Annotated in this window: 13 protein-coding genes; 2 read left to right on the forward strand and 11 right to left on the reverse strand. The window is 38.1% G+C overall.

The genetic code is table 11. From position 1 onward, the window contains the following. Complete coding sequence (locus LY60_RS02355; RefSeq protein ID WP_145079439.1) at positions 1–720, forward strand: ComFC family protein; 720 nt, start codon at positions 1–3, stop codon at positions 718–720. A gap of 318 nt (positions 721–1,038) precedes the next feature. Here the strand turns inward: LY60_RS02355 and LY60_RS02360 are convergent, their stop codons facing one another. The 3 genes from LY60_RS02360 to LY60_RS02370 are packed head-to-tail and all read right to left on the reverse strand — an operon-like array spanning position 1,039 to position 3,623. Beyond that, positions 1,039–1,611 carry a 5-formyltetrahydrofolate cyclo-ligase gene (locus LY60_RS02360; protein WP_145079442.1) on the reverse strand — a complete coding sequence of 191 codons (573 nt, stop codon included), beginning with the start codon at positions 1,609–1,611 and terminating at the stop codon, positions 1,039–1,041. 7 nt (positions 1,612–1,618) lie between these two features. Beyond that, positions 1,619–2,236: a site-2 protease family protein gene (locus tag LY60_RS02365; RefSeq protein WP_019229232.1), complete on the reverse strand. Its 618-nt coding sequence runs from the start codon at positions 2,234–2,236 to the stop codon at positions 1,619–1,621. A 52-nt stretch (positions 2,237–2,288) separates the two neighbouring features. Further along, positions 2,289–3,623 (reverse strand): hemolysin family protein, encoded by a 1,335-nt coding sequence (locus tag LY60_RS02370; RefSeq protein ID WP_019229231.1) that lies wholly within the window; start codon positions 3,621–3,623, stop codon positions 2,289–2,291. A gap of 168 nt (positions 3,624–3,791) precedes the next feature. Between LY60_RS02370 and LY60_RS02375 the strand changes: the two genes are divergently transcribed. Further along, the gene (locus LY60_RS02375; protein WP_145079445.1) at positions 3,792–4,370 is read left to right on the forward strand and encodes a DUF5317 family protein; all 579 of its coding nucleotides are present in this window, start codon (positions 3,792–3,794) and stop codon (positions 4,368–4,370) included. A gap of 38 nt (positions 4,371–4,408) precedes the next feature. On the opposite strand, the gene LY60_RS02380 is transcribed toward LY60_RS02375, so the two are convergent. From LY60_RS02380 to LY60_RS02415, 8 genes are all read right to left on the reverse strand, one after another. Then, positions 4,409–5,332 carry an SPFH domain-containing protein gene (locus LY60_RS02380; protein ID WP_145079447.1) on the reverse strand — a complete coding sequence of 308 codons (924 nt, stop codon included), beginning with the start codon at positions 5,330–5,332 and terminating at the stop codon, positions 4,409–4,411. Between the two features lie 9 nt (positions 5,333–5,341). Beyond that, positions 5,342–5,773, reverse strand: coding sequence for an NfeD family protein (locus tag LY60_RS02385; RefSeq protein ID WP_019229228.1), 432 nt, complete (start codon positions 5,771–5,773; stop codon positions 5,342–5,344). A 64-nt stretch (positions 5,774–5,837) separates the two neighbouring features. Then, entirely contained in the window at positions 5,838–7,406 is a 1,569-nt protein-coding gene (locus LY60_RS02390) for a M23 family metallopeptidase (RefSeq protein ID WP_170226080.1), read from the reverse strand. 83 nt (positions 7,407–7,489) lie between these two features. Then, positions 7,490–8,299 carry an RMD1 family protein gene (locus LY60_RS02395; RefSeq protein ID WP_145079453.1) on the reverse strand — a complete coding sequence of 270 codons (810 nt, stop codon included), beginning with the start codon at positions 8,297–8,299 and terminating at the stop codon, positions 7,490–7,492. Between the two features lie 7 nt (positions 8,300–8,306). Next, the gene (locus LY60_RS02400) at positions 8,307–9,131 is read right to left on the reverse strand and encodes an RMD1 family protein (RefSeq protein WP_145079456.1); all 825 of its coding nucleotides are present in this window, start codon (positions 9,129–9,131) and stop codon (positions 8,307–8,309) included. A gap of 139 nt (positions 9,132–9,270) precedes the next feature. Next, complete coding sequence (locus LY60_RS02405; RefSeq protein ID WP_145079459.1) at positions 9,271–10,227, reverse strand: ABC transporter permease; 957 nt, start codon at positions 10,225–10,227, stop codon at positions 9,271–9,273. Next, complete coding sequence (locus LY60_RS02410; protein ID WP_145079462.1) at positions 10,227–11,321, reverse strand: ABC transporter permease; 1,095 nt, start codon at positions 11,319–11,321, stop codon at positions 10,227–10,229. Before LY60_RS02410 ends, LY60_RS02405 begins: the two co-directional genes overlap by 1 nt. Continuing rightward, entirely contained in the window at positions 11,314–12,849 is a 1,536-nt protein-coding gene (locus LY60_RS02415; protein WP_145079465.1) for an ABC transporter ATP-binding protein, read from the reverse strand. The genes LY60_RS02410 and LY60_RS02415 overlap by 8 nt, the downstream gene beginning before the upstream one ends. Between the last annotated feature and the right edge of the window lie 39 nt (positions 12,850–12,888).

The raw sequence follows: 12,888 nt of genomic DNA on the forward strand, positions 1-12,888 counted from the left end.
ATGAAAGATTATGTTGAATCGTTTCTGGAGCTTTTGTACCCCGAAAAAAACACATGTTTCTTTTGTGAAACTCATGATGAAGCAATATGTGACAGGTATATCTGCAAAGACTGCGAAAGAACAATGAAAAAGATTGTTCCTCCCATATGCATAAAGTGTTCAAAGCCCATTGACCTGAATTCTCATGAAGAACTTTGTTCTGACTGCAGAAAACATGATCACAGCTTTGAAATGTCAAGGTCTGTCTTTTTCTATGAGGGCACTGTGAAAAAGGGAATATATTTGTTTAAATATTACAACAAGCCATATTTCTACAGGTTTTTCGGAAAGTGCCTCGTTGATTTCATGGAGGATACAAGCTATGGTAGATTTAATCTTGTTGTTCCTGTCCCCCTTCACCGCTCGAAACTGAGGAAAAGAGGATACAACCAATCGGAACTTCTGGCCAGGTACATTTCAAATAAAACAGACATGCCTTATGGGGATGTATTAAAAAGAATAAAGAAAACGCCTAAGCAAAGTCAGGTGACAAAAGAAGACAGAAGAAAAAACCTTATTAATGCATTTGATGTCAAAAAAAGCATGGCTGGACTGCTCACAGGAAAGAATGTACTTTTAGTTGATGATGTGTTCACAACAGGCTCCACAGCAGATGAATGCTCCAAGACTCTCATAAAAAACGGCGCATCCAAAGTATATGTAATCACAATAGCAAGATAATAAAAAATCAGGCGCAAGCCTGATTGGTCCATGACAAATTTATATTTGGATGTTGTCATTCTGAGAGCTTGCTCGAAGAATCTCATGTTTTCAACAAAGATGAGATCCCGCAGTTTCGCACACAAATTTATTAATTCGCTAACGCTCACATAAATTTGGTGCTCATTGCGAATAACCTACCGCTATTTTTCAGAAAAACACCTGAAAAATAGGGTTAGGGCAACTTTCACTATCGTTCAGGATGACAGCGTCAAAGTTTGTCAATATTCTAAATCAGGCGCAAGCCTGATTTTACATTTAATTCTTAATTCTTCATTCTTAATTTTTATACATGTTCTTTTCTGTAATTATCATATCCATCTTAATATCGTGCTCTTCCGATGGAACTTCGTCAAGCACCTGAAAATCATATGCTACTGCAACTGCCTTTGCACCATCTTTCAAGCTGCACAATATGCGGTCATAATATCCCTTTCCAAAACCAATGCGGTTTAAATTCTTGTCAAAAACAACTCCAGGTACAACAACAAGGTCAAACTCCTCCGGCTTCACCGGCAGAATTTTATCTTTTGCAGGCTCATAATAACCAAACTTGCTTTTAACCAGATCTTCCTCTACGCTTTTAAGCTCTGATGGAATAATGGCTGTATTAACAGTGTCCGTGTAAGGAATCACTACTCTCTTTTTTTCCTGAAGCATTTTCTTAATGAGAGTCATTGTTTCCACTTCATTATTAAAAGCCATGTATACAAACACTACCCGGGCTTTTTCGTATATGTCCAATGCAGTTAACTTTTCTATTATCACAGCGCTTTTTTCTGAAGAATCATCCTTTTCCATGTTGTTTCTGATGTTAAGCATTTTCTTTCTCAAATCGCTTTTATTTTCCATGGCTCTCCTAAAAAATCAATGTTATCAGCATATTGTAGACAAAATTTATTCCAGGGCTTATGATGAGGCTCACACCGTTGAATACAATCAAAAGAAGCATTGCAAATCTCAGGTGATCGTAATATTTGTAGTAGAAGTTCCACACCTTTGCTCCCCCAATGCTCCCCAAAATATGGTGGCCGTCAAGAGGCGGTATTGGAATCAGGTTAAACATCATGAGAACAAGATTTATGATAACAGTGTTCTGCAAAACTTCCCAGATTATTTGTCCAAGCTGGTTGTAAGGCAGGTAATTGTCTGCAAGTTTAAGAAAAAACACAAACAGTGCTGCTGTCAACAGGTTTGCCAGAGGTCCTGCTATGGACACAATGGCGTCATCTCTTCTGGGATTCTTAAAATTTCTTGAATTGATCATAACAGGCTTGGCCCATCCAAATCCAAAAAGCAAGAGGCATAAAAAACCCATGGGGTCAATGTGATGTATTGGATTTAATGTGAGTCTCCCTTGAATTCGCGGGGTATCATCCCCCATTTTTACGGCGGCATAGCCATGAGAAAATTCATGAATTGAAATTCCAAGCAAAATCCCAGGCAATACCAATAATTTATTTATTAAATAGTTCATAGTTCCTCCTTGTATTATAATAATACAAGATTTAACTTAAATATATCTGAAATTAATCAACATAATCAGTCGGATCTTGATTTTTATAAACAATGGCTGTTTCCAGCCTTCTTCCCTTTATTTCAGTAATTTTGATTTTAAGTCCGTACTCATCCATCTCCATTGTGCTTCCGTCTTCCGGAATGATTCCCAGAACTCCGAAAACAAGACCTCCAAATGTGTCAAAGTCCTCATCAGGCAACGGGATGCCCAGCTGTTTTGATACATCGTCAAGATAAGCAGAACCCTTTATTTTCCACGTGTCTTCATCAATTTTTTCTATTGTTGGTTCTTCCGGTGTGAGGTAATCATCGTCGAAGCTTCCCACTATTTGTTCAATCAAATCGTCCATTGTGATGACACCGCTCATTCCGCCGTATTCATCAAACACAACTGCAAAATGATTCCTTGTTTTTTTCATGTTTTGAAACATTACATCTGTTCTGACTGTTTCAGGAACATAATATGCAGGCTTCACAGCTTTGTCCAATACGTTTTGTCTTGATTTGTCCTTGAGTCTGAAATAATCCTTCACATTCAAAACACCAATTACATTGTCAGCGCTTCCGTCGCACAGAGGATATCTTGAGTGTCTGCTTTCAGTAATTTTCTGCTCCCATTCTTCATCGGTTTCATCAAGCCACAAAATGTTCACTTCAGTCCTGTGAGTCATTACTTCTTCAGCGGTCTTGTTATCAAATTCAAAAATATTCTGTATCATTTCCTTTTCGCTGACATTGATGGAACCCTTTTCACTTCCCACATCAACCATCATTCTTATGTCTTCTTCTGTAACTTCTTCATCTTCCGAGTTGGGGTCAATTCCAATGAGTCTCAATATGCCGTTTGTGGATGCAGTCAAAAGCCATACAAGCGGTTTAAATACCTTTGATATGAAATAGAGCATTCCGGACATAAAAAGTGCCATTTTTTCAGCATTTTTCATGGCGACTCTCTTTGGAACAAGCTCTCCGAACACTAGAGTAAAATATGACAATATCAGTGTTATAACAATGACAGAAATAGTATTCAATGTTGAAGCAGGAATGTTAAGACCTGTTTCTATGAGAAAATCCGTGAGTTTGCTGGCAAAATTGTCCGCAGCAAAAGCACTTCCGAAAAATCCGGCAAGAGTTATTCCAACCTGGATTATTGATAGAAATTGCGACGGCTGCAGCGTAAGCCTGCTGAGTTTTATGGCGCGTTTGTCCCCTTCTGCTGCCATTTTTGCCATTCTGTTATCATTCATTGAAATGACGGCAATTTCTGCAGAAGCAAACACCGCGTTGACAGAAATAAGTATTACCTGTAAAATAAGTGGACCCAATATGGAGCCTTCTTCTAACAAAGTAAAAACCTCCTAAGTTTAACTAAATATTAAAAAAATAATAACATATATATTATAACCAGTCAATATTCATTTATAATAGCCCTATTTTTCAATTTTATTAAATAAAAGTTGATATATACTGTTTAATATTGTAAAATTATAGTATCTGATTACATGGAGGCAAACATGTTTTTTGAAGCTTTGATTTTAGGAACAGTAATAGGATTAATAAGAAGAGGAAAAATATCACGACTGGCATACGTTCATTTCTCCGGACGGCCGCTCATTTTTATTTCTGCTGTCTTGTATCTTGGAATAATTATTATGAATCTTGGTCTTTATGACTACAGCTCATTTCTTTATTCGGGATTTCTGCTTGCTTCATTTGTTTTAACACTTATATTCTTAATATTGAACATAAGCATGAAGTTCATGTTCATTCCACTTGGGGGATTGTTCTTAAACCTTCTGGTATTCCTGGTAAACGGCCTTAAATTTCCCCTTGAGGCAGAAGCTGCTTCAAGAATTTACGGTGCTGAAATTTATGACTTGTTAAACAACGGAAAAATTTTATTTTTCGTCTCCGCAGAAAATGCACGTTTGAGCTTTCTCGGCAATGTCATTCCTGTAGGCAGCTTGTTTGTAGCAAGCATAGGTGACATAATAGCCGCCATAGGAGTAACACTGGTTGTGCAGGCTATAGTATCTGACAAGTTCATTCAAAACAGAAGCAGGATCACATTTTCAAAAAATATATTTCGTTAATAAAATAAAAACAATGCGCCGGTCCGGCGCATTTATTTTTATTTTTCTTTCATTGTTTCAGAAAGTGCCGTTGCAAGTCCTGCAAGTCCCTGCAGTTCAGACGGTATGATAATTTTTGTTGCCTGGCCGTTTGCAGCCTTTTCAAATGCTTCAAAGCTCTTCAATGTAAGTACTTCCTTGTTCGGCATTGCTTCTCTTATCATTACAATACCATCTGCAGTTGCCTTCTGGATGCTTAATATTGCTTCAGCCTCTCCTTCTGCTTCTCTTATAGAAGCTTCCTTCTTAGCTTCAGCTCTTAATATTGCAGCTTGTTTTTCTGCTTCAGCTTCAAGAATGAGAGATTCCTTTTTACCTTGTGAAACAAGTATTGCAGCATTTTTCTGACCTTCTGCAATAAGAATAGACTCTCTTTTTTCTCTTTCGGCCTTCATTTGTTTTTCCATTGCATTTTGAATTTCTTTAGGCGGTATGATGTTTTTAACTTCAACACGATTTATTTTAATACCCCATGGGTCAGTTGCTTCATCAAGTACAATTCTCATTTTAGTGTTTATTATTTCTCTTGAAGTAAGTGTCTGGTCAAGCTCCAGGTCACCTATGATGTTTCTCAGCGTTGTGGCAGAAAGATTTTCAATTGCTGCCATTGGTCTGTCAACGCCGTATGCGTAAAACTTAGGATCTGTTATCTGAAAAAATATAACTGTGTCTATCTGCATTGTTACATTATCCTTTGTGATAACCGGCTGAGGCGGAAAATCCACTACCTGTTCTTTCAGAAGAACCTTCTTTGCTATCTTGTCTACGAGCGGAAGTTTCACATGAATTCCAACTCCCCATGTTGCCTGATATGCCCCAAGACGTTCAATAACATATGCATTTGCCTGTGGAACAACTCTTATGTTTGTTGCCACCAGCACAATCAAAACGAACAATAAAAATATAAAACCTATATAACCCATAATTCCCTCCTATTTTCTTTCAACTATGAGCTTTACGCCCACAATTTTCTTTATAACAACCATTTCACCTTCTGCTATTACTTCATCGTTCAATGAACGAGCAGACCACACCTGACCTCCGACCTTCACTGTACCCTCATTGTTTATGTTGTTGATTTCAGTTACGACCTTAACATATTCTCCAATAAGGCTTTCAGCATTGGTCCTTGTTTTTCCCACCTTAAGCTTTTCAACAAAAAATGGCCTTGTAAGAAACAAACATAATATAGATACCAGAAGGAACACAACTATCTGTATTTCTATGCCTGCCCCGGCAAAATATACAACCCACGCAGCCACCCCTCCAATGGCAAACCAGATTGTGGTGAGACCCATTGTAAAAGCTTCAATTGCCAAACACGCAGCTATTATCAGAAGCCACGCCCAACTAATATATTCCATAACATTCCTCCTCTGCCTATATTATATACCACATTTCAATGAAGGTAAACATTTTTAACCGTTATTAATCAATTATACCGCTCAATGTCTGATAAGGATTTACATAAGAGTTATAAATACTCACTGCATAATGAAGGTGCGGCCCTGTAGAAAATCCTGTTGTGCCTACAGTTCCAATGACATCTCCTTTTTTAACCTCTTGACCCTTTAACACATCTATGGTGTCCAAATGGTAGTATGAAGTGAAAAGACCCATGCCGTGATCTATTACAACAGTGTTTCCGGGAGACAAAAGACCTTCCATTGCAAATGTTACAATACCGTTGTTTGGGGCAGAAACTTCTGTTCCCTTGGGTGCTGCAATATCTAGGCCTGAGTGCCTTGAAGATGACTTTTCATTATTTACATATCGTATTTCAGCGAAATCTGTTGTGAGTTCTCCTTCAACAGGCATTGCAAATGTGCCTTCCCATAGCTTTTTGTCTGATGACACAGTCCTTGCCGGCTTAACCAGTTCAGCAAATTCAAGGATGGCAGCACTGTCGTTGTTTGACTGGTTAAGATTTTCATCCACAGTAAGATACTGAGTTTTGAAGGACTTTTCTTTTACAATCAATGTTTTTTCGATTTCATATTCTACAGCTTTGTCCTTCATTACTTTAGCCGAGAGCTTGTATTCTCCTGCAGCTGTATTTAAGTCAATGGGACTTATGTACACATTTTTATCTTTATAAAGATAATTTTTAATATCAACCTTTACAGCATCTGTCTGAATTGAAACTGTCTCATCTGCATTTAAGTTATTAACCTGGACTATCAAAATATTGCCCGGGTAATTTTCTCTGGTGACTATGGAAACATCCACATTCTTGTCAACAGTGGCAGTGAAGCTTGATGTGCTGCTGCCGTAAAAATCTGAATTCTGCTTCATGAACCACTGTGCCTGGCACTCTATGTAATACTCTCCGTCTGATGCTGCCTTTTGCAGAACTTCTTCAACTGATGAACCTGCAGCCACAAGATTTCCCTCAGAGAAAAGCCTTATTACCTGGCTGTCTGGATTTGTCTCATATTTAAATTCAATGAGGTCAGCATCATGAATTAAAAGTTTCCCTCCATTGATTTGTGAAGTCTTAAGGATCCCTTGTTTCTTCACAAAACGGCCTTCTATGTTTTTATATGTCCAGTCGTACTTAATGTCCGGAGTAACATTTTCGCCGTTTAGTACAACGTGTGAGTCATAAATTGTATTGTCAACATATATATATGAAAATATTTCATTCAAAAAAAGCAGATGTGCTTCCTTATCCCTGATTTTATACAATTCATCATTCTTAGTTACATATGCAGCCTGATTTTTCATGTCAAAATACAATGTGTGCACATCTTTGTCAGAGCCTGAAATAAGGTTGATTTCAAAAGGAAAATAACCAGTTGTATCCTTTTCGGTTTTTTCTGCTTTATTCAGGGCATCCATGATGGATTTTGCATCCACGCTGTCTTTTTCAATCAAAGTGCTCTCATTTGTAACAGTGTTCACAGCTTCTATCCGGTCTATGTTTGAAAGGGATAGCTTACAGCTTGCTGCAAACAAAGCGGAAAACAGAAGCAAAATTAAAATTATTTTTTTCATAATACCTCCTTTTCCGTTAGTTTTTGATATAAACAGTGTTTTATACATTATATTTTGTGAGCTGAATTTTATTCATTTGATTGTTATTTAAACAAATGCATGAGAGGAAACAGCCCCAACAATATTATTTCAATTTTCAATACCCTCATGTAAGCCTGATTGTCGCCAAAGTCGAAATACTCTCCTGTTATGGAATCAAGCACGTCTGTACGGCTTGAAAACGACGAGTATCTTTCATTCAACTCATAAAAATTGCTCATTTTTTCGAATATACGCCTGGATTCAATTGTATTGCCGAATTCAGAAGGTCTGTCGAGAATTCTGGCACTTTCAACTGTCATGTACTTAAATCTAATGCACTTTGCAATTGTGGGAATAACTTTTTTCCTGTCTGTCCTCATCCTTCCCTTGTTAAGATGAATAATAAAATTGTCAGCTTCATCCAGCACTGTTGACAGTTCAGATTCAATTTTGCTCAACTCCGTTGATTTTGCAAGTATACTTGCAACTATATCATCAATGATTTTGTTGTACTGGACTTTTTCTTCGTCATCCTCCCACAAAGCTGCATAACCGTCATCACCCACAATAATAGTATGGGTTTCATAAAAGCGCGTCAACAATTCCATGCGGGTATCTGTAAGTTTGTTGAGGTACTCCATGAACACATGTGATTCGTTTATGTCAAAATTTAAAAATGTAATGCATCCGTATCTGTAAAGGTAAACTGCCTTATTTGGAGAAGCGTACTTAAGAACTTTTTCAACTTCATTGCTGCCGATTTTTACGAATTCCCTCCATCCCGCATCCTGCTTTATGTTGAAATAAGTAGCCAGCTGCATTATGGGAAGCTTCTTGCCTGCTTTGAATGAATAAAAACTTAATGTCTTCATATTTCACCTACTTGAACAAATCAAGGACCATTAAAACAACTTCTATAACAATCAATATTACTACAATCCACTCCATGAACAATCCCCTCATAGAATGGCTTATGGCTCCAAGACCATCCACAATGCTTTTCAATATTTCAGTCTTGCTCTTAATTACTTCATAGCGGTCATTCAGCTCAAAAAATTCAGACATTTTTTCATAAAAATGTGCGGCTTCGCTGTTTGTCCACGTAATATCAGGTTTATCAAGTATCATTATGTATGCTATGGTGTTGTATTCATGTCGTACAATCCTGGATGTTGTCTTTGCAAGTTCCTTGTTTCCAATATTTAGTTTTCCCTTTTCCAGGTTATCTATTTTTCCTTCTATGTTATCAAGAATTTTTACAAGCTGATGCTCGATTCTTTCCAATGCCACAGATTTTGCAATTATAATTGAAATGAGTTCAGCATAAAATAGTTCCTTGTCCGGTATCTGAACATAGCTGTCAGTAAACTCCATTTCCTCGCCTTCTGTAAAGTGGAGGTTGTAATCATCCTTGAACGTATTGTAGTGCTCTATGTCAATTTCCGGTTTAATGCTCTTAAGGTATTTCATCAATATTTCAGTGTGCTTCTGATTTGAATTTACAAAAACAATGCTTCCAAATGAAAACACCAGCACCTTCTCATCTTCACCGGGACTTTCACCTATTATTTTTCCAAGAACGGCATCCTGAAGTATCAAGGGCTCCTCCCATGTATACTTTTTCTTGATTCCGCACTCCACAGCAATTTTGTTAAGATCGATTTCATTAGTTATGGCATAGGTTTTAAACTCTAAATTGTTCATAATGCACCTCTTTCTATCGGTATCAATATTATATATACCCCGATTTTTGTTAACTATAACATTACTTCCATATAATTCATTTTAATTCAATTTTGAAATATATGCAACAGGAACCTGGCATATGCCAGGTTCCTGAATGTTATCTTTCTTCTCTGAAATAATTGACGCCACAGCTTGCAGGCTGTGAGTTTTCCTTTGATTTTCTTATTGATGTTATTACAAGCACCAGAGCAGTGATTACGAAGGGCAGCATGTCATAAAACGCACTTGGTATTGTAATCCATGTCTTTGGAAAATAATATTTTAAAATGTTGAAGGCTCCGAATATAAATGAACCGAAAATTGCCTTTGTAGGACTCCAGGAAGCAAATATTACAAGGGCCACAGCAATCCATCCAAGACCATTTACTGAGTTGCTCATCCATACTCCTCCGCAGATTATCATGGAGCTGTAAGCTCCTCCTATTCCGCAGATGCCTCCTCCAAGGAGGATGTTAATATACTTTATTTTTGTTACTTTTATTCCGGCTGCATCGGCTGCTGCCGGGTTTTCTCCAATGGCCCTTAAATTAAGTCCCATTTTTGTATGGTTGAGATAAATTCCGCAAAGTATTGCCGCCAGAATTCCAAGATACACAAAAGGGTTGTACTGGAAAAACAGCTGTCCCACAACCGGTATGCTGCTTAATCCTGGAATGTTTATGTTGCTTATGGTAGCAGTAATCTTTTCCGGAAGCTTCAACGAGCTGCTTGCTGAATTCACAAGCATGTATTCTCCCACAAAATTTGAAAGACCTGTTCCAAATATAGTAAGGGTAAGACCTGTAACGTTCTGATCAGCCATGAATGTCACCGTAAGAACTGCATATATTAACGCTCCAAGCATTCCTGCAGCAAAAGCTGCAATTAAGGCAAAAATGAAGCTGTCAGTCAGCAGCCCTGCCATGAAGCCTGCACAGGCACCCATAGCCATCATGCCTTCAACACCAAGGTTTAAATGGCCAGCCTTTTCGCTCATTATTTCGCCCAGAGTTCCGAACAACAGAGGTGTTCCTGCAAATACTGCAGCTATTAAGAAGTTTAAAAACATGTTCATTAACGGGCACCTCCTTTTCCTCTTACAATGAATCTATATCGGATGAAGAATTCACATCCAAGTATGAAAAACAATATTATTCCCTGAAGTACAGCAGCAGAGTATGTTGAAACGCCATATGTTGACTGCATTACGCTGCTTCCTTTTTCAAGCACGCTGAACAAAAATGATACCCAGAGTATGCTTACGGGATTTAAGTTTGCAAGCCATGCCACAATGATTGCTGTAAATCCTACGCCTCCTGCAACTGAAGAAGCCAGCGTCATGTCAGAACCTGCTGACTGTATCATCCCTGTTATGCCGGCAATTCCTCCGCTTAAAATCATGGTGCGCAGAATTATTTTCTTAACGTTCATACCTGCATATTTTGCAGTGGACTGACTTTCACCAACAACGCTTATTTCATAGCCGTGTTTTGTATATTTTAAATACACATACACAACAATCACCAGTATAATTGCAATAATCCATCCGAACTGCACCCCCAGAACCTTGTCGATCTGAGCATTAGCTTGAAAACGTGCAATTTTAGGAAATCCTGAAGAACCCGGGTCCTTCCAGGGGCCATCCCTGAGAAATGATATTATATGAAGCGCTATATAGTTGAGCATCAGTGTGAACAAAGTTTCATTTGTTTCAAATTTTGATTTGAAGTATGCAGGCAATAATCCCCACAAACCTCCTCCGATAAATCCTGCTGTAAACATTACTGCAAGCAGCAGGGCATGAGGCCAGTCGCTGTGAAACAGAGCAAAATATGATGAACATATTGCTCCCATAATAATCTGTCCTTCGGCTCCTATGTTCCAGAAGCGCATTTTAAATGCCAGCGTAACTCCAAGAGATGATATCAAAAGCGGTATCATAAATTTTACTGTTGCCTGTATTGCCATTTTGCTTCTGAATGCACCCGATATAATAGTTCCGTAAAGTTCTACCGGATTAAATCCTATTAACAGTATGAACAGACCTCCTGCAAGAAGAGCCAACGCAAAAGCAATTATTCTAAGCTTCATTGTTTCCCTTTTTGAACGTTCTGCAATTTTGACAGTACGAATAAGGGGTTCTTTTGTTCTTTTCATTTTCTCACTCATCCTGATCCACCCCTTCCATGCTCTTTCCTGTCATCATGAGTCCTATTTCTTCTTTTGATGTTGATTTTGCATCAACAATTCCTTTGACTTCACCGTGGCATAGAACCATTATTCTGTCTGAAAGCTCCAAAAGAACATCAAGGTCTTCTCCTATGAACAATATTGCAACTCCCTTTTTCTTTTGTTCGTTAAGCAGGTCATAAATAACGTAAGATGAATTGATATCAAGCCCTCTAACAGGATATGCAGTAATGAGCACGTTGGGGTTTGATTCAATTTCTCTTCCCAGAAGGACTTTCTGAACATTTCCTCCTGACATCATTCTTACAGGAGTGTCAACATTTGGTGTTACTATTTCCAGCTTCTTTTTCAATTCTTCCGACAGTTTTCTGGAAGGTTTCTTGTCTATAAAAAATCCTTTGTTATTTTTGTATGATTTGAGCATCATATTTTCCACCATGCCCATGGAGCCTACTAGTCCCATGCCAAGGCGGTCTTCAGGCACAAAGCTCATGCTTATGCCCAGATTTATAATTTCATCGGGGGTCTTGCCTATTATGTTTTCCTTGTTGCATAGCACTGCCCCTTCCTTTACTTTCATTAGTCCTGCAATTGATTCGCAGAGTTCTTTTTGGCCGCTTCCTGCTATTCCTGCCACTCCAAGAATTTCTCCGCTTTTAAGCTTGAAGTTTACATTTCTTAATGCATAGGTTCCGTCATCATTCATTACTGATAAATCAACTGCCTTAAGAACTGTGTGTTTTTTTTCAATTTCCGGTCTTTCGATTTTTAAGCTTACAGTCCTGCCCACCATGAGTTCAGTCAGCTGTTTTTCATTTGTTTCTTTAGTCACAACCGTATCAATGAGTTCGCCTTTTCTGAGTATTGATACGCGGTCGCTAATAGCCATAACTTCATTGAGTTTATGGGTGATTATTATGATTGCGCTTCCTTGTTCCTTCATTTTTCGTAGTATTGCAAATAATTTTTCAATTTCCTGGGGAGTGAGAACAGCTGTGGGCTCGTCCAGAATTAAAATCTGAGCTCCTCTGTACAGCACTTTCAAAATTTCAACTGTTTGTTTTTCACTTACAGACATGTTGTATATTTTTTTCTCCGGCTCAACTTCCAGTCCGAATTTGCTGCTGATGTTTTGAATTTTTTCCTTCAATGCCTTTGGTTTAAGATATTTTTCCTTTGTGCCCAGCACAATGTTGTCCATTGCGTTTAAAACTTCCACAAGCTTAAAATGCTGATGAATCATGCCAATTCCAAAATCAATTGCTTCTGTTGGAGAGCTTATTGCAACTTCTTCTCCTGCTACGGAAATTGTGCCGTTGTCAGGGTAGTAGATGCCTGACAGCATATTCATCAATGTAGTCTTGCCAGAGCCGTTTTCTCCAAGCAAAGCAAGAATTTCGCCATATTTGATTGTAAGGTTTATGTTGTTGTTTGCAACCACGCTTCCGAAGGTTTTAGTAATTCCCTTCAGCTCAATCGCATATTTTGTTTCATTTGATTTTGACATAATAACTCCTTATCCTATATTACATTATGCATTTAAAGA

The organism is Sedimentibacter saalensis, assembly GCF_007830175.1.
Classification (GTDB): domain Bacteria; phylum Bacillota; class Clostridia; order Tissierellales; family Sedimentibacteraceae; genus Sedimentibacter; species Sedimentibacter saalensis.